The organism is Savagea faecisuis (assembly GCF_042675605.1).
GTDB lineage: Bacteria > Bacillota > Bacilli > Bacillales_A > Planococcaceae > Savagea > Savagea faecisuis.
Map to the genome: position 1 here is coordinate 20,494 of NZ_JBHTJF010000034.1, position 17,456 is coordinate 37,949.

A 17,456-nucleotide genomic window follows, 5' to 3' on the forward strand; every position below is an offset into this window, starting at 1 on the left:
AGGGTTGGAATGCCCCGAATTCACGCTCGTGGAGAACACATAAGACTTGCTTGCAAGCTATGTTCGTGGAAGCGAGAAGCCCCCACTTCAAACGAAGTTAAGTGGTGGGTAGTTCACTTACAGCTATTCGGTTCAGGTGTTGTCGATAGTTCTTGTGCAGGAGGGGCAATTGCTTTCAACATTTCTAATCGAGATTTCGTCAAAGATGCAGACACACCTAAATTAGCTAATTGTAACAAAATCGTTTTTAAATTATTTTTCTCTTTCATCTCTTTGCCACGACCTTCCTTCTGTTTGTAAATGAGAGAAATTTCTCTATTCACTCCGTACATTTTAGTAGCACTCTTATCATACCACGATTTCAGTCGTTCAAACGTTTCATTTCTGTTACAATATTGTTTTTCTGTAAATAAACTTTCTCTTTGACATACCCTAACAGGGTACATTATACTGAACGTAAATCATGAAAGGGGCGTTTACGATATGGCTGAAGCTGAAACTTGTCGAAAAAGTCACCACCCTGAACATGTAAAGACGAACTTAACACATCGACTGAACCGCATCGAAGGACAAATTCGAGGCATTAAGCGCATGGTCGATGAAGACGTCTATTGCGATGATATTATTACGCAATTATCGGCGACGCAATCTGCTTTAAATAGTGTCGCTGCTATTTTACTCGACGGCCATTTAAAAGGCTGTGTCAAAAATCGACTCGCTGAAGGCGATGAAACGATTTTAGACGAACTCGTTACGACGATGACAAAATTAATGAGAAAGTAGGGATACAAATGGAACATATTCAATTTCAAGTAGAAGGTATGTCTTGTGGACATTGCGTCAATGCTATTGAAACAGCTCTTTCAAAAGAAGTCGGTGTACAGTCTGTACAAGTGAATTTAGATGAAGGTACGGTTATGATTGATTACAACGCTGATCAAGTTTCTGAATCAACACTCTCACTAACGATTGAAAATCAAGGATTCGACGTCGTTGAATAACGTTACTGCGGTATTACCCGCAGTTTCTTTCTCATAAAAATATACCCCCTGAGGGTACATAGGAAGTGATACAATGATTCAACAATTTCAAGTGAAAGGGATGACGTGCGCTGCCTGTTCGAACCGTGTCGAAAAAGGATTAAATGACTTAGCCGATGTGAAGGCGACCGTCAACTTTGCGACAGAAAAAGCACATGTAGAGTATGACCCGAAAAAAGTGTCATTCGAAGAAATTGAACAAAAAATTCAATCACTCGGCTATGACATCATTTTAGAAGAAGCACAATTAGATATTATCGGCATGACGTGTGCAGCTTGTTCGGGACGAATCGAGCGCGTATTAAATCGAGACCCACGCATCGAATCTGCCACAGTCAACTTAGCGCTCGAAACAGGAACGATCCGCTACAATCCGGAAGAGATTTCAATCGAGGATATTACAGAAAAAATTCGCAATATCGGGTTTGATGCTGTATCGAAAGAAACGAATGCTCCTCGTGAAAAAGATGATGAAACAGAGAAGAAGAAACGACAACTGCTATTGTCCATCATTTTAACATTCCCTTTATTGTGGACGATGTTTAGCCACTTCTCTTTCACTTCATTCATCTACGTACCGCCCATTTTATTAAATCCATATGTCCAATGGGCGCTTGCGACACCCGTTCAATTTATAATCGGAGCGAATTTTTATAAAGGTGCGTACTATTCACTAAAAAATAAAAGTGCCAATATGGATGTGCTCGTCGCACTCGGTACGTCCGCTGCTTATTTTTATTCCGTATATCTCGTATTTCAAGATCCACATCACGGACTATACTTCGAAACGAGCGCGATGTTAATTACGCTCATCTTACTAGGGAAATATTTTGAAGCGAAAGCGAAAGGTCGTTCATCAGATGCCATTCGTTCGCTCATTCAAATGCAACCGACAACTGCGACACTCATTCGGGACGGTGAACATATCGAAGTGCCAATTCAAGAAGTCGTACTCGATGATATTTTACTCATTCGTGCAGGAGAAGCGATTCCTGTCGACGGAGTCATCGTCGAAGGAGAAACGACGATCGATGAATCGATGTTGACGGGAGAAAGTATGCCTGTGCATAAGTCTAGTGGTGCAGAAACATTCACTGCGACGATTAATACAGGAAATCCGATTCGCATACGCGCGAACAAAGTCGGCAAAGATACGATGCTTTCTCAAATTATTAAAATCGTCGAAGAAGCACAAGGCTCGAAAGCGCCTATTCAACGTTTAGCGGACCAAATTTCAAATTTTTTTGTCCCGATTGTCGTCGGAATTGCATTGCTTACATTCGTCATTTGGTATATCATAGTCAGTCCTGGCGATTTTGCCACAGCGTTAAAAAGTACGATTGCCGTTCTCGTCATCGCTTGCCCTTGTGCACTCGGACTCGCGACCCCGACTTCCATTATGGCAGGCTCTGGACGCGCCGCGGAATACGGCATTTTGTTTAAAACAGCTGAAGCGATGGAACGTGCAAAAGACGTCGATACGATCGTCTTTGATAAAACAGGAACGATTACAGAAGGTCGTCCAACAGTCACTCATTTCGAGACGACCCGCGATCAAGCGAAACTTCTTTCCGCTATCGTCTCCATTGAACGAGAATCTGAACACCCTTTAGCGACCGCTATCGTGCGTTACGGAGAAGAACAAAACATTCCGTTCGTTCCAATCGAGCAATTTCAAACGATTATGGGGAAAGGTGTTTCTGCCATTATCGATGAAGAAACTATCCACATCGGAAATAAAACATTAATGGATGAACATCATGTCGCATTGCCTAACGACTTATCCACTGTGGATAAGTATCGAACAGAAGGCGAAACCGTCATGTATATCGCCGTAGACGGGAAATATTGTGGTTTCCTCACGGTTGCAGACCCGATTAAAGAAGGAGCAATCGAAGCGATTCAACAATTGCATGAAGCGGGTTATTCAACGATGATGCTCACTGGAGATAATGAAATGACCGCTCAAGCAATCGCCCAAAAAGTCGGCATTAAAGAAGTGATTGCCGACGTTCTTCCGACAAATAAAGCCGAAACGATCGACTTATTAGAATCGAGTGGACTGCGCGTCGCAATGGTCGGAGATGGGATTAATGACGCCCCCGCGCTCGCTCGTGCTTCCATCGGGATCGCGATGGGAACAGGAACAGACATCGCCATTGAAGCGGCGGATATTACGTTAATGCAAGGAAACATTTCACTCGTTCCGAAAACATTCCGTATGAGCGCAGCAAGTGTGCGCAACATTAAACAAAACTTATTTTGGGCACTCGCTTACAACTCGCTCGGCATTCCGATTGCCGCAATGGGCTTACTCGCTCCTTGGGTCGCTGGTGCTGCGATGGCATTCAGTTCGGTATCCGTCGTATTGAACGCTTTACGGCTCCAAAAAATTAAGTTGTAAACATGTGCATAACTTTATATTAAAAAACAGCATGCGTGAAACGATCGCATGCTGTTTTGCATCTTTATACATTTTTACACTTTCCGAAATTTTCGTACTTTTCCGTTTCAATTTTGTTATAATATTCAACGCGTCAAAATTTATTCAAAAATGAAAGGAGAATTCTTTTGGCACAACGTGAACACTTTTCCAATAAGCTCGGATTTATGCTCGCTGCAGCAGGTAGCGCAGTCGGACTCGGTGCCATTTGGAAGTTTCCTTACATGGCAGGCAGTAATGGAGGCAGTGCTTTTATTATTTTATTCATTCTTTGTATGCTCCTCATTAGCTTACCTGTCTTAATCGCAGAATTTATGATCGGCCGTCGTGGACAAGCCGATGCGATTACATCATTTAAACGACAGGCACCTGGTACCCCTTGGTACCTCGTCGGTTATTTAGGAACGATTACATCCGCTCTCATCTTATCTTTCTACAGTGTCGTCGGCGGATGGATTTTAAGCTATTTAGTTCGAGCTTTACTGTTTCAACTAAATTCAACAGAAGGCACTTCATACGATACATTGTTTCAATCGGTCATTCAAAACCCTTGGGAAATGATCATCGCACAAGGTGCATTTTTCCTCATTACGATTTTTATCGTGCAAGCAGGAATTAAAAGTGGTATTGAAAAAGCGAGTAAAATTATTATGCCCGCTCTTTTCATTTTCTTCGTCATTTTAGCGATTCGTTCTTTAACATTGCCTGGAGCAATGGAAGGTGTCCGCTTCATGTTCGTCCCTGATTTTTCAAAAATTACTGGTGAAACCGTCTTACTTGCATTAGGACAAGCCTTTTTCACTTTAAGTGTCGGGATTTCGATCATGATTACATACGCTTCTTATTTAGGGAAAAATGAAAATATTGCAGGAACTGGAGTGAACGTCGCTTTAATGAACGTCTTCATTTCCATATTGGCAGGACTCGTCATCTTTCCTGCAGTATTTGCTTTAGGATTTAAAACAGATGAAGGGCCTGGGCTCGTCTTCGTCATTTTGCCAGCGGTATTCGAACAAATCCCATTCGGCAATTTCTTTTTAATCATTTTCTTTATTTTATTATTGTTCGCGACATTAACGTCCGCGATGTCATTACTCGAAATGGTCGTCTCTGTCGTCGTGAAAGACCGCCCAAAACGTCGTGTGCGTGTCACATGGTTGCTCGGATTGTTCATCTTTATGATCGGAATTCCGAGCGCCTTGTCGGAAGGGGTGCTTTCTCATATTCGAATCGGCTCCCAATCAATTTTCGGATTTATGGAATTTTTAACGAACAATATCGGAATGCCAATCGGCGCTTTACTCATTTCTTTATTCGTCGGCTATTACTACACGACGAACGAATCGAAAACAGAACTACAGACGAAACCATTCTTCTATACGATGTGGATTGTTTCTGTCCGCTTTTTAGCCCCGATTGCGATACTCATTATTTTTATCGCCGGAATTTTCTTTTAATTCAAGGAATATTTGATAGAATGACATACAGTATGGAATTATTTCCGTCTGTATGTCATTTTTTGTTATTTTCACTTCATGTAATGAGCGTATGTTTATAAGAAATAGGGTATTCCACTTATAATGATTTATTTTGAAAGAAAGTAGGAGATTATATGAAAAAATCAATTTTACTTCTTATGTCTGTTCAATTTTTCGTGTATCTCGGCTTCGGCATCATCATTCCAATATTACCTGAAGTCGTCGTCGCAGAAAATTATTCTGAAGTACATGTCGGAGGCTTGTTGACGATTTACGCAATCGCTTCCTTCTTCACTGCCCCATTATGGGGGAAATTGTCCGATAATACGGGACGTAAAAAGCTTATTTTAACCGGACTCGTCGGATTTAGTGCGAGCTTCTTTTTATTCGCACTCTTCATGGACAATTTAACATTGCTTTACGTCTCGCGCATCGTCGGCGGCGTATTCTCTGGAGCACTCTACACAGCTGTTACAGGGTTCGTGGCGGATTTAACGGATGAGGAGAACCGAAATAAATATATGGGCTTGCTCGGAATGTCGATCGGACTCGGGTTCATCTTCGGGCCTGCAATCGGTGGCGTGCTCGGCGATTACAGCTTCCAACTTCCGTTTATCGCATCAGGTATTTTGACACTCGTTTTATTCGTGTACGCTTCAATCGTCTTAAAAGAACCAGTACGACGTGGAGACGCAACGAAACGTGCCATCGTTCCAGAAGGCGCAAGCAAGCTTTGGAAATACCGCATTCGCTATTTATTTGTACTTTCTTTCTTCATCACATTTTTACTCGCTGGCATCGAAGCGACATTCCAATTATTCCAAATGTCTAAAATCGACATTACACCGAAACAAGTCGGTTACTTATTTATGGCGAGTGGATTCGTCGATGCGTTCATTCAAGGTGGCGTCGTACGTCGCGTGAAAAACGGAACCGAAACGAAATGGATTTTTGGCGCTCAAATTATTACAGGGATCGGGCTATTGCTCATTCCATTTACGAACAGCCTATTCTTCGCAGGTTTTGCGTTAAGTGTGTTCACTGCAGGTAACGCGCTCGGACGTACTGTGCTCGTCTCTCTCACTTCTAAAGAGTCTGGTGGACGCTATGGTACAGCAGCAGGTATGGCATATTCGATGGATAATATGGGACGTATTTTCGGACCGTTACTATTCGTCTTCTTATTCACAAAATTAGAGGGACAAATTTATTACATTTCCGCAACGATTGCTATATTATCGCTCCTCTTGCTCATCTTGTTCAATCGCTCTTCTCATTCATTAAAAGAAATAGCAAAATAATAATGACACAAGCAAAGAAACCGTCCTTTTCGGATGGTTTCTTTCGGTTCATTCAGTAAAAACTACTTTTTCCCATGAATTTCGCTATACTAAGAAGAAGGGATTGAAGTTTTGAAGGAGGAATAGCATTCAAATGACTAGCTTAATTAGTTTGACCGTCGCAAGTGTTTTAATTATTAACATCTTTTTAGCGATTGCTCTCATTTTTTTAGAACGACGAGACCCTGCTGCGACATGGGCTTGGTTACTCGTGTTATTTTTCATCCCTATTTTAGGGTTCGTCATTTATTTATTGCTCGGGCGTCGATTACGCAAAAAGCATTTATTCCGTTGGGAAGGACAAAGTAAAATCGGTATTGAAAAACTGATTGACTATCAAATGGATGCGATTGAGAAAGGTTCTTTTGAATTTCGTAATCCTGAGACCAAATATTATGATGATATGATTTTCATGCATTTGCGTAATAATCACGCTGTCTTGACGCAAGATAATGCGATCGACATTTTTGACGATGGGAAAGAAAAGTTCGAAAAACTTTTAGAAGATATGGAACAAGCGAAAGACCATATCCACGTTCAATATTATATTTTCCGTTTGGATGATCTCGGCAAGCGCATTGTGGATGTTTTAATTCGCAAAGCGAAACAAGGCGTGAAAGTGCGCGTTTTATATGACGATATCGGTTCACGTGGCGTGCGCAAAAAAGATTTTCAAGAGTTGCTCGATTTAGGTGGAGATGTCGGGGTCTTTTTCCCTTCGATTTTGCCTTTAATCAACCCTCGACTCAACTATCGAAACCACCGCAAGATTGTCATTATCGACGGTCGCATCGGATATATCGGAGGATTTAACGTTGGGGATGAGTACTTAGGATTAGCGAAAAAGTTTGGCTATTGGCGCGATACTCATCTTCGCATCGAAGGAAGTGCCGTTCACCCGCTCCAAACTCGTTTTATTTTAGACTGGACGCAAGCTTCTGAAGCACATGAAATTCAATATGCGGATCGTTATTTCCCTGTCATTCCACAAAAAGGCGATGTCGCTGTTCAAATCGTCTCCAGTGGTCCAGACTCTGAATGGGAACAAATTAAAGACGGCTATTTAAAAATGATTTATCAAGCACGAGATTATATTTACATTCAAACACCGTACTTCATTCCAGATGCGAGCTTTATCGATGCTGTACGAATCGCTTGTCTTTCAGGTGTAGACGTACGTATTATGATTCCGAACAAGCCTGACCATATGTTCGTTTACTGGGCGACGTATTCTAACATTGGGAAATTATTAAAAGCAGGGGCTCGCGTATATATTTATGAAAAAGGATTTATCCACGCGAAACAAATCGTCGTCGATGATCGAGTTTCAACAGTCGGTACTGCGAATATTGACATGCGCAGCTTTAAATTAAATTTTGAAGTGAACGCCTTTATTTACGATAAAACTGACTCACATCGACTCGCTGAATTATTTGAAAAAGATATACTCGACAGTTCAGAATTGACCTACGAAATGTACTTACAACGCTCAAATACGATTAAAATTAAAGAATCGATTTCTCGTCTCATTTCACCGATTTTATAAAAAAGCTGTGTCTACTTGAATGTTTTTACAACATTGTGTAGACACAGCTTTTTTTCTACTCGATTAATCCTAAATATTGTTCTAATGTAATTCCTCGTTTATAAATGTCCGATGCGATCGTTTCGCCTACGTAACGGAAATGCCACGATTCATACATATACCCTGTAATATGTTCTTTCCCCTCAGGATAACGCATAATGAAGCCGTAACGATGTGCATTGTCTCGCACCCAAATGCCCGCTTTCGTCGTAGCGAAACTGTTGCGTGCATAATGTCCTTCTTCTCCTACCGCACCGATATCAAAAGCGAGGCCCGTCTGGTGTTCTGAGTATCCTGGACGCGCACTATATGTGTCGGCTGCCGCTTGCCCATCACGCTTCACGTAACGATCATATAAGCCGACTTGATAGTCATATGAGCGGAAAGTGCTGAACGCATGAAGTGGAATTCCTTCTTTTTTTGCGTCGGCTGCCATTCGTTCAAATGCAGCACGTGCTTCTTTGCTTTCTCCTGGGTTATACGTTTTAGGTAAAGGAAATACTTTACTTGCGATGAGCACGCCGTCAATGACTGTCGGTTCTTCTGGAAGCCCGTTATCCACAAGTGGATAACCGTTCGAGTCAACTTCTACCGTTTCTAAAAAATAAGGCTCTTCTTCGATTTCCTCTTCTTCTGTCTCAACAACTTCTTCTTCCTCTTCTACAACTTCTGGTTCAGGTGTTTCTTGTTGTTGTTCGTCTTCATTTACGACTTCTACATCCTCTTGTACTTCTTCTTGGTCATCTTCTTTTAAAGAACAAGCATAAAATGTTAATGTGATCGTAAGGAGGGCTAAAATAAGCAATACTAGCTTTTTCGTAAAATTCGATTTCACTCGTCTTCTCGCCATATCATTGTCTCACTTTCTCTTATTCATTTTTATTCCGCCAGTCAATATAATAAACAGTCAAACCTAAACAATTGAAGATTTCTTTCATTTTAACATGCTTTTTTCCTATTTGTGCTATTTACACGAACTATTGTATCTAAATAAACGTTTTTCCGTTATACTAAAATTAATTTTTATGAAAGGGTGACGCTTTTGAATAGCCAGCGTTGGTTATCATTTGGATTCTTTTTCTTCTTTATTACGTGGGGGATTTTTCTCCCTTTTTGGACAGGCTGGTTAACGACTGACAAAGGCTTAACCGTTACCGCAGCAAGTGTCGTCATGGGAGTAGGGATGATTCTTCGGTCCTTCTCTACCTTTTTATTTTTCCCGATGATGACGAGAAAAGCACCGCTCGTTTCGGTCATTCGATGGATGGGAATCGCTTCGATTGTCGCGCTCCTTTTATACATTCCCGCTTCATCCTTTACTGCCCTACTTATTATTACTGCACTGTTCAGTATGTTCTATCCGACATTACTTCCCGCAATAGAAAGTAGTGCGACTGTATTAATGCAACGCGAGCATATCCATTATGGGAAAAGTCGCTCATATGGATCGATCGGTTATACGGTGTCTGTTTTCATTATTGGCGCATTGATTGGATTTTGGGGAGAAGGGGTCATTTTATATGGAATGATTGCCGGACTCGGAATTTTAGTTTTCTATTTCTTCCAACGAGCACCTGTTGCGATTACTTCTTTTGACACGTCTCAAGAACATAAAAAAACTTCCCTTAAACAATTATTCCAATCGAAAACATTTATCGTGATTGGAGTTTTAGCAGTGTTATTACAAGGGGCACATACCGCTTACTATAACTATGGGTTTATTTATTTAAATGATTTACAAGTGAATGGTGTTTACATCGGACTCATTTTAAATATTGCGGTTTTGTTTGAAATTGTTTTCTTTACACAAGCGGATCGTTATTTTGCGAACGTGAAAATTTCTACATTGTACATTATCGCAAGTGCGGGTTCTTCTTTACGTTGGTTGCTCATTTTCATTTTCCCGACGGCTCCTGTTTTTATACTCTCTCAAGGACTGCACGCACTCTCTTTCGGTTTTGCCCATTATGCATTCATTCAATACATTTCAAAACATTTGGATGAGTCATTAATTGCGCCAGCCCAAGGGTTTTATGCAGCGTTTGCGATGAGTTTAAGCATTGCGATTTTAACATTCCCTGCAGGATTTTTATACGACCTTCAGCCGTCTTATGCGTTTGCGAGCATGATGATTTGCTCAGTTCCTGCTTTACTTCTCGTTTTAACGACTCGAAAAAAATTGCAATTTTAAAAACGAAGCCATCTCCTATTTAAAGGAGAAAGGCTTCGTTTTACTTTTTCAACAATTTCAAAACGTAATTCGCATACTCTTCAATTAGCGTTTCTTGATCGAAACGTCCATTCTCATTAAACCATTGTTGCACCCAGTTCATCGCACCTAAAATAAACATTCGTACGAGTACAACTTCACTCCGCTCAAATTGTTGTGCCGCAATCCCTCGACGAATTACTTCATCGAATAGACCAGCATATTTTGTTCTTAGTAACAAGACTGATTCTAATTGTCCGTCATCAAACGTTCGTTTCGGATCAATCATCATATTAAAGATTTCACGCTCATTAATCGCAAAATTAATATGTGTGCCAACCATTTTGCGCAACAATTGTTCTGAGGATAAATTTTCAAGTAAATGACTTTCATGCTCCGCAATCGCTCGTGAAAGGACGAGGTGATGGCATTGATAAAGCAAGTCATTTTTATTTTTAAAATAATAATAGAGCGAGCCTTTCGTCATTTGAAGCTCTGCAGCAATATCTTCCATCGTCGCTCTTTCATAGCCTCGTTCATTGACGATTTTAATCGCTGACATTAAAATTTGGTCTTTTTTACGTCGAACTTTTTTATTCGTGACTGTCACATGAACTCCTCTCCTTCTACCTCATGCATTATAGCATAATTTCTCTTCGTCACGACGAGAAAAAGACTGAGGAGCGGTTGGGTACCCGCACTCAGTCTTTTGTATACATTGGGGTAATTCTCACGAAATCTTAATTTGGGGAAAGCAGATTTCGATAAGAATGCGTATATGACAAACTATTTAATACTGATAAAACCCACGGCCTGTTTTACGTCCATAATGGCCTGCTCGGACGAGTTTTTTCAAAATGAACGGAATGCGGTATTTCGAGTCGCCCGTTTCATCCAGTAATGATTGTTGAACTGCTAACAGCGTATCTAAACCAATCATATCTGCTAAACGAAGCGGTCCGATCGGTTGATTCGTCCCGAGCTTCATCCCTTGATCGATATCTTCCGCAGAAGCGATTCCTTCTTCATACACGAACATCGCTTCACTTAACATCGGAATTAAAATACGATTGACGACGAACAGTGGCGCATCGTTTACGAGAATGCTTTGTTTATTCATCGCTTCTGTTAAACGTTGTAAAACAGCTACTGTCTCGTCTGACGTGTCAGCACCTTTCACTAATTCAACGAGCTCCATGACAGGAACCGGGTTGAAGAAATGCATGCCCGCTACTTTATCTGGACGCTTCGTCGCCGCGGCCATTTCCGTCACTGATAAACTAGACGTGTTCGATGCGAAAATCGTTTTCGGTTCGCACACTTCATCCAATTGTTGAAGAAGTGTTTTTTTCGCTTCCATCTTTTCTACAATCGCTTCCACGACGACTTCTGCGTTTGAAACATGTTGAATGTCTGTTGTCAATTGCACACGTTGCATCACTTCTTCTACAGTCGTCTCTAACCCTTGTTTCTCAATGACGCGACCGATATTTTTTTCCATCGTCGTTTTAGCACGATCGAGCGCTTCTTGTTGAACGTCGACGAGGACTGTTTCATATCCCGCCATCGCCATCACTTGTGCGATTCCATTGCCCATTATTCCTGAGCCGATAACAGCTACTTTCATCTTCGTTCCTCCTTACACTTTCTCGATGACGACCGCAATTCCTTGTCCGCCACCGATACATAAACTTGCGACTGCATATTGTAAATTTTCACGTTGTAATTCCATCGCAGCACTCAATAAAATACGTGCTCCACTTGCGCCAACCGGGTGACCAAGCGCGATCGCTCCACCGTGAACATTCGTTTTTTCTCGGTCTAATCCGAGCTCTTTTTCTACCGCTAAATACTGAGAAGCGAACGCTTCGTTTATTTCAACGCGATCCATATCTTCAATCGTCAACTGTGCACGCTCTAACGCTTGACGAATCGCAGGTACGGGACCGATGCCCATAACTGTTGGATCGACTCCAACGGTACCGGATGAAACGATGCGAGCGATCGGTTTTAAACTGTATTTCTGTACCGCTTCTTCGCTTGCGATGATGAGAGAAGCTGCCCCATCATTGATACCTGATGCGTTGCCCGCTGTGACAGAACCGTCTTGTTTGAAAGCTGGACGCAATTTCGCAAGCCCTTCTACTGTTGCTTCTGGTTTAATATGTTCGTCTTCTGAAACGACGACTGTATCGCGACGTTTTTTCACTTCGACTGGCACGATTTCTTCCGCGTAAATGCCAGCTTCACGCGCTTTCGCTGCACGTTGATTCGATAAGACAGCGAACTCATCTTGTTCTTCACGCGAAATATCGTACTGATCGGCTAACTTCTCCGCTGTCATGCCCATGCCGCTTCCTGTATATTGGTCAGTCAATGTCGCCTGAAGCATATCTTCAAATTGCAAGTTGCCCATTTTCGAACCGCCAAAGCGTTGTTCAAAATTCGAGTACGGCGCTTGCGACATATTTTCTGCTCCTCCTGCTAATACGATGTCTGCTTCACCGAGCATGATCATATGAGCCCCTGATACGACCGACTGCATGCCTGAACCGCAAAGACGATTCACTGTCAATGCCGGTACTTCGACAGGAACTCCAGCGTGTAAAGCGATATGACGCGCTAAATAAGATGCGTTCACCCCTGTATGGATGACACCGCCGTAAATGACATGGTCAATTTGCTCTGGTTGAACGTTCGCACGTTTCATCGCTTCTACCGCAGTGGCTGTTCCTAAAGCGTCCGCTGATACATTCGCAAATGAACCACCGAAGCTCGTAAATGCTGTACGAGCACCTGCGACAATATATACATTTTTCATACATTAACCTCTCCTTTTGCAGTTGATTGTTTCAACAATCTAAAAATAACTTCTACTAAAACAAAGAAAAATCCAATCGGTACTAAAAAGTATACGGGCCAAACGAGGAGTAATTTTCCTCCTACAGGAATCGCCATACTTTCTTGTAAACCAGATATAGCGAATAAAAACCCGTAATACGTCATGAGTGTAAAAATTAGTAATTCAATTAATAAAATGAGCCAGCGGTGAAAACGTTGAACGCTTTCTGGCAATTTTGAAATTAATTCTGACAATCTCGGCAATACTCCAGACCAATAAGCAAAAGCGAGCGCTGGAAAAATCGCTAAAGGCATTAAATAATATTGAACAATTTCATACGTGCCGACAAGTGGCTTATTAAATATATTTCTCATAAAGACATCGACCACGATAATCCACATCATCGCAAAAATCGCTAGTCCGCTAATGTAAACGCCAAATGTTCGGAAAAAGTCATTCACTTTTATAATGGTTTTCATCATACTCACCTCTACTTCATTTGATTAGGAAGCCACGTTACAAGTTCGGGATAAACAATCAATAGCCCGATCACAACAACCGAAGCACCGAGTGCAAAGACTGTTGAAGTACGGAACAATGATTCAATTGAAATGTTCGATACACTTCCTACTGCATAGACACTAATACCGACCGGTGGTGTAATCATGCCGATTGTACAAACGACGGTTAACATAATTCCAAACCATAACGGATCTGCATGAATCGTATCAAGAATAGGAGTGATGATCGGTACCGTCATTAAAATAACAGCTACTCCTTCGATGAACATAAATAAGAAGAAATAGAAAATCATAATAATTAAAATGACGAGTGTTGGTGTATCGAGTAACGGTCCTAATAAATCGATAATTTTTCGAGGAACGAGTGACAAGGAAATAAAACGTCCAAACAGTGAAGCTCCAATGACGATGAACATAGCCATCACTGTAATTTTTGTCGTTTCGACTAATGATGATTTAATAAATTCCAAATTTACTTTTTTCAATAATAATGCAATTAACAATGCGATAAATGCACCGACTGCTCCTGCTTCTGTCGGTGAAAATACACCTGTGTAAATCCCACCAAAAATCGAAATCCCCATCGCTGAACCTAAAATCGTCACGATTAAATAACGAGAAACAGGCACATTATCTGGCACAAATTCTTTTGATACTTCTTTCATTTCATGACGATTTAAATGTAAATAAATCAACGTCATAATAGAGAAGCTTACCATTAATAAAATCCCTGGAATTAAAGCTGCTGTGAATAACTTCCCGATAGAAATTTGCGCAACGACACCGTATAAAATTAAAACGACACTCGGTGGAATGATTGCAGATAAAGAACCTGCTGAGGCCGCAATTGTTCCTGCTAAATGATCCGGATATCCTCGCTTTTTTAATTCCGGTACAGCGATTTGACCGAGGGCAGCCGATGTGGCAGTTCCTGATCCAGAAACTCCCCCAAGCAAACCTCCTAATAAGATTGTCATAATGCCGAGAGCGCCTGGTCGCCCTCTTGAAAGCGTATACATAAGACTATACAAGTCTTTTACAATTCCTGCTTGCATAATGAATTGAGCCATTAAAATATAGAGCGGAATCGTCGTTAAAGAGTAACTCGCAGTTCTCGTGAAAGCTTCACTGCGTAAAAAGCCATTTAATAAATCCATACCACCGATCCAAAAAATACCGATGATCCCTACGAATAACATTGCTGAACTAATATATTGCCCCATGACGAGAAAGTACAAAAAAACAATTAAAGAGACGATAATAATTATATTTTCCATCTGTCCCACACCCCTATTATAGAAACTTTTTTAGAAAAAATGGAGCGTAAATGCTCCATTTTAATTTAACTCTAAAATTTCTGTCGGCAATTGTGCCCCCGCTTCAACGAGTAAGTCTCTCCACAATAGAGCGATTTCTTTTCCAGCATGGCCTTGTGATTCTAAATCATCAATCCATACTTTCCACACGTTGACAATTGCTGTTTCTAAATGTTTTTGTACTTCTGGGTCCAGTTGGTCAAAAGGTAACATTTCTCCACCTTTTGCTTCATTTGCCGCAATATTTTCTGCTGTTTCGCTATTCGTTAATTGTGATCCTGTCATTAAATATTCATCTGCTTTTTCTGTGAATATTTTTTGTTGTTCTTCCGTCATCTTATTCCACGTCGATTCTTTCATCGCCGTTGCCCCAGCAAAATGTCCGAAGTTTACACCTGTAATCGAATATTTGATTAACTCATCCAAACCGAACGCGATCCAATCAGGCGAGTTGTAAATAATACCATCCAAGGCGTTTCGACTTAACGCATCATAAGCATCCGTAATCGGCATCGATTGTCCTGTAATCCCTAACTCTTTCGCAAGCATTTCGTGTACACGCGATGCGGTACGTACGCGAATTGCTTTGTTAAATTCCCCTACGTTATCGAATTTATGTTTCGTTGTTGAAAATAAATATGGTTCTGTAACAGGCGTCGAAAAAGCGACGAGCCCTTTATCCGTGTATTCTAATTCGTAATACGTCTTCCCATCTTTAATTTCTTGATCACTTTTCATTAACTTCCCCATCGCTTCCGCTGCAATAATCGCATCTGATTCAAGAAGTGGTAACATTACGACTTCTGAATATGGAAAACGTTGTGGATCATACGGTGGCATTAATGTTAATGCGACATCAATCGATCCGGAAGTTAATGCATCCATCTCATTGCCCAAACTGACGAGCTCCCCTGCTGTAAATACTTCGAATTGCACTTGTCCATCCGTCTCTTCTGAAACCGTCGTCGTTAATGGTTCAAATAGGCCGCGATGCCAGAAATGTTTATCTGGTACACCAGAAGAAGCTCGAAGTTTTAATGCTTTGCCATCATTCCCGCTTGCGGAACCCCCAGATTCACTTTCCCCTCCACAAGCAGCTAACATGAACAAACTAGCGAGCAATAACGCAATCCAACGAAAACCTTTCATAACATATCCCCCTTTATAATGTCCCTTTGTATTTGAATATTTCACACGTTAGCTTCTCAATGTATGTTTCAATACTTTACCGGAAGCGTTACGCGGTAATTCCTCCATAAACTCGACTTCTGCTGGAATTTTATATTTGGCAAGTTGTTCACCGCAATAATTTAAAATTGCTTCTTCTGTCGATTGTTTGCCTTCTTTCAATACGACGAACGCTTTCGGTACTTCTCCGTATACGGGATGTGGCACACCGACTACTGCAGCTTCCAACACTTCTGGAATTTGATACAATACTTCTTCTACTTCAATCGGATAAACATTTTCGCCCCCACGAATTAACATGTCTTTTTTCCGATCGACGATGTAAAGGAAGCCCTCTTCATCAAATCTCCCTAAATCCCCCGAATAGAGCCATCCGTCTCGAATTGCCATATTTGTTTCGCGCTCATTGCGCAAGTACCCTTTCATAATTTGCGGGCCTCGTACGACAATTTCTCCGACGAGTCCTGGCGGTAATGATTCACCGTGTTCACCGACGACACGCACTTCTGTCTGTGGTAAAGCTTGTCCGACGGAACCGATTTTATCGAGCGCGTACTCGTCTTTTAACGTTGTGGCAGCAGGTGAGTTTTCCGTCTGGCCGTACATATTTTGCACGCGCACTTTCGGGAACGTTCGCTTCAATTGTTTTAACACTTCGTAAGGCATCGGTGCTGCACCGTATGCGAACAGACGCAATGTCGATAAATCGAGCTTTTCGATATTTGGCATATTTAAAATAATCGTATACATCGCAGGTACGCCGAAGAAAATGGTCGGTTCCATGCGTTGTAATAAATCGATCGTAGACGTTTTTGAAAAACCTTCTTCTACAATCGTCGTTCCACCTTTATAAATGACAGGTGCGACGAATACGTGACTCGCTGCACAATGGAAGAGAGGTGTTGAAATTAATAAACGGTCTTCTTTTACGATGTCCATCGCTTCTGCCCAAATTTCAGAAACCGATAAAATGTTTTGATTCGTCAACATGACGCCTTTCGGTTTCCCTGTCGTCCCTGACGTATACATGACGACTGCTACGTCGTCTCCTTGTAAATCGACAGGTTCGAGCTTCAACGATTCATCTTCCATCACGCGACCGAGCTCATCGCTTCCACCGATGTACAACGTATCACGAAATTCGTTCGGTAATGATGCGATCGTCTCTTTAATTTTGTCGTCACAAATGAGCGCAACTGCTTCTGAATGATCAAAAATGTACTGTACTTCTGGAGCAGCTAACTTCGTATTGATCGGCATGACTGTAAATCCTGCGAGCTGTAAACCGTAATACGTCGCTAAGAAAAAGTCTGAATTTAACGCATATAAAGCGATAATATCCCCTTTTTTATATCCCTTTTGTTGAAAGTAAGCCCCGACTCTTTCCATTCTCTTATAAAAAGAAGCGTAATCCCAATCTCTTTCGTCGCACCAAGTTGCTGGATGCGTCGGCTGTTCTTGCGCATGTTTTCCAATTAACTGTGGCATATACAT

16 protein-coding genes are annotated in these 17,456 nt (G+C 41.4%); 7 read left to right on the forward strand and 9 right to left on the reverse strand.

From position 1 onward, the window contains the following. Positions 1-113: 113 nt before the first annotated feature. Positions 114-332 (reverse strand): Lmo0850 family protein, encoded by a 219-nt coding sequence (locus ACFQ0V_RS09465; protein WP_381012679.1) that lies wholly within the window; start codon positions 330-332, stop codon positions 114-116. 151 nt (positions 333-483) lie between these two features. On the opposite strand from ACFQ0V_RS09465, the gene ACFQ0V_RS09470 reads away from it, so the two are divergent. The 6 genes from ACFQ0V_RS09470 (at position 484) to cls (ending at position 7,847) form a co-directional block, all read left to right on the forward strand. Continuing rightward, complete coding sequence (locus tag ACFQ0V_RS09470) at positions 484-783, forward strand: metal-sensitive transcriptional regulator (protein ID WP_381012681.1); 300 nt, start codon at positions 484-486, stop codon at positions 781-783. 8 nt (positions 784-791) lie between these two features. After that, on the forward strand, positions 792-1,001 hold the full coding sequence (locus tag ACFQ0V_RS09475) for a copper ion binding protein (protein ID WP_381012684.1): 210 nt from the start codon (positions 792-794) through the stop codon (positions 999-1,001). Between the two features lie 73 nt (positions 1,002-1,074). Continuing rightward, a complete protein-coding gene (locus ACFQ0V_RS09480; protein ID WP_381012686.1) occupies positions 1,075-3,444 on the forward strand; it encodes a heavy metal translocating P-type ATPase in 2,370 nt (789 codons plus the stop codon). Between the two features lie 167 nt (positions 3,445-3,611). After that, a complete protein-coding gene (locus ACFQ0V_RS09485; RefSeq protein WP_381012689.1) occupies positions 3,612-4,940 on the forward strand; it encodes a sodium-dependent transporter in 1,329 nt (442 codons plus the stop codon). Positions 4,941-5,095: 155 nt separating this feature from the next. Further along, positions 5,096-6,262 carry an MFS transporter gene (locus ACFQ0V_RS09490; protein ID WP_381012692.1) on the forward strand — a complete coding sequence of 389 codons (1,167 nt, stop codon included), beginning with the start codon at positions 5,096-5,098 and terminating at the stop codon, positions 6,260-6,262. A gap of 133 nt (positions 6,263-6,395) precedes the next feature. Next, complete coding sequence (gene cls / locus ACFQ0V_RS09495) at positions 6,396-7,847, forward strand: cardiolipin synthase (RefSeq protein ID WP_381012695.1); 1,452 nt, start codon at positions 6,396-6,398, stop codon at positions 7,845-7,847. A gap of 55 nt (positions 7,848-7,902) precedes the next feature. On the opposite strand, the gene ACFQ0V_RS09500 is transcribed toward cls, so the two are convergent. Beyond that, positions 7,903-8,736, reverse strand: coding sequence for a M15 family metallopeptidase (locus ACFQ0V_RS09500; RefSeq protein WP_381012698.1), 834 nt, complete (start codon positions 8,734-8,736; stop codon positions 7,903-7,905). A gap of 183 nt (positions 8,737-8,919) precedes the next feature. Between ACFQ0V_RS09500 and ACFQ0V_RS09505 the strand changes: the two genes are divergently transcribed. Next, complete coding sequence (locus ACFQ0V_RS09505) at positions 8,920-10,077, forward strand: MFS transporter (RefSeq protein ID WP_381012700.1); 1,158 nt, start codon at positions 8,920-8,922, stop codon at positions 10,075-10,077. A 40-nt stretch (positions 10,078-10,117) separates the two neighbouring features. Here ACFQ0V_RS09505 and ACFQ0V_RS09510 read toward each other — a convergent pair whose 3' ends face one another. From ACFQ0V_RS09510 to ACFQ0V_RS09540, 7 genes are all read right to left on the reverse strand, one after another. Further along, positions 10,118-10,705 (reverse strand): TetR/AcrR family transcriptional regulator, encoded by a 588-nt coding sequence (locus tag ACFQ0V_RS09510; RefSeq protein ID WP_381012703.1) that lies wholly within the window; start codon positions 10,703-10,705, stop codon positions 10,118-10,120. A gap of 180 nt (positions 10,706-10,885) precedes the next feature. Further along, a complete protein-coding gene (locus ACFQ0V_RS09515; RefSeq protein WP_381012706.1) occupies positions 10,886-11,722 on the reverse strand; it encodes a 3-hydroxyacyl-CoA dehydrogenase family protein in 837 nt (278 codons plus the stop codon). Positions 11,723-11,734: 12 nt separating this feature from the next. Next, the gene (locus tag ACFQ0V_RS09520) at positions 11,735-12,916 is read right to left on the reverse strand and encodes an acetyl-CoA C-acetyltransferase (protein WP_381012709.1); all 1,182 of its coding nucleotides are present in this window, start codon (positions 12,914-12,916) and stop codon (positions 11,735-11,737) included. Next, on the reverse strand, positions 12,913-13,419 hold the full coding sequence (locus tag ACFQ0V_RS09525; protein WP_381012711.1) for a TRAP transporter small permease: 507 nt from the start codon (positions 13,417-13,419) through the stop codon (positions 12,913-12,915). Before ACFQ0V_RS09525 ends, ACFQ0V_RS09520 begins: the two co-directional genes overlap by 4 nt. An 8-nt stretch (positions 13,420-13,427) precedes the next feature. Continuing rightward, a complete protein-coding gene (locus tag ACFQ0V_RS09530) occupies positions 13,428-14,735 on the reverse strand; it encodes a TRAP transporter large permease (RefSeq protein WP_381012713.1) in 1,308 nt (435 codons plus the stop codon). A gap of 60 nt (positions 14,736-14,795) precedes the next feature. After that, entirely contained in the window at positions 14,796-15,923 is a 1,128-nt protein-coding gene (gene dctP / locus ACFQ0V_RS09535; protein ID WP_381012716.1) for a TRAP transporter substrate-binding protein DctP, read from the reverse strand. A 48-nt stretch (positions 15,924-15,971) separates the two neighbouring features. Then, on the reverse strand, positions 15,972-17,456 hold the full coding sequence (locus ACFQ0V_RS09540; RefSeq protein ID WP_381012719.1) for a class I adenylate-forming enzyme family protein: 1,485 nt from the start codon (positions 17,454-17,456) through the stop codon (positions 15,972-15,974).

Excerpts from the sequence above, each read along its gene's own strand:
- ACFQ0V_RS09525 (WP_381012711.1), bottom strand. The coding sequence starts at position 13,419 with ATGATGAAAACCATTATAAAAGTGAATGACTTTTTCCGAACATTTGGC.
- ACFQ0V_RS09500 (WP_381012698.1), bottom strand. The coding sequence starts at position 8,736 with ATGGCGAGAAGACGAGTGAAATCGAATTTTACGAAAAAGCTAGTATTG.
- ACFQ0V_RS09530 (WP_381012713.1), bottom strand. The coding sequence starts at position 14,735 with ATGGAAAATATAATTATTATCGTCTCTTTAATTGTTTTTTTGTACTTT.
- ACFQ0V_RS09470 (WP_381012681.1), top strand. The coding sequence starts at position 484 with ATGGCTGAAGCTGAAACTTGTCGAAAAAGTCACCACCCTGAACATGTA.
- cls (WP_381012695.1), top strand. The coding sequence starts at position 6,396 with ATGACTAGCTTAATTAGTTTGACCGTCGCAAGTGTTTTAATTATTAAC.
- ACFQ0V_RS09490 (WP_381012692.1), top strand. The coding sequence starts at position 5,096 with ATGAAAAAATCAATTTTACTTCTTATGTCTGTTCAATTTTTCGTGTAT.
- ACFQ0V_RS09475 (WP_381012684.1), top strand. The coding sequence starts at position 792 with ATGGAACATATTCAATTTCAAGTAGAAGGTATGTCTTGTGGACATTGC.
- dctP (WP_381012716.1), bottom strand. The coding sequence starts at position 15,923 with ATGAAAGGTTTTCGTTGGATTGCGTTATTGCTCGCTAGTTTGTTCATG.
- ACFQ0V_RS09465 (WP_381012679.1), bottom strand. The coding sequence starts at position 332 with ATGTACGGAGTGAATAGAGAAATTTCTCTCATTTACAAACAGAAGGAA.
- ACFQ0V_RS09480 (WP_381012686.1), top strand. The coding sequence starts at position 1,075 with ATGATTCAACAATTTCAAGTGAAAGGGATGACGTGCGCTGCCTGTTCG.
- ACFQ0V_RS09515 (WP_381012706.1), bottom strand. The coding sequence starts at position 11,722 with ATGAAAGTAGCTGTTATCGGCTCAGGAATAATGGGCAATGGAATCGCA.
- ACFQ0V_RS09540 (WP_381012719.1), bottom strand. The coding sequence starts at position 17,456 with ATGTATATGCCACAGTTAATTGGAAAACATGCGCAAGAACAGCCGACG.
- ACFQ0V_RS09520 (WP_381012709.1), bottom strand. The coding sequence starts at position 12,916 with ATGAAAAATGTATATATTGTCGCAGGTGCTCGTACAGCATTTACGAGC.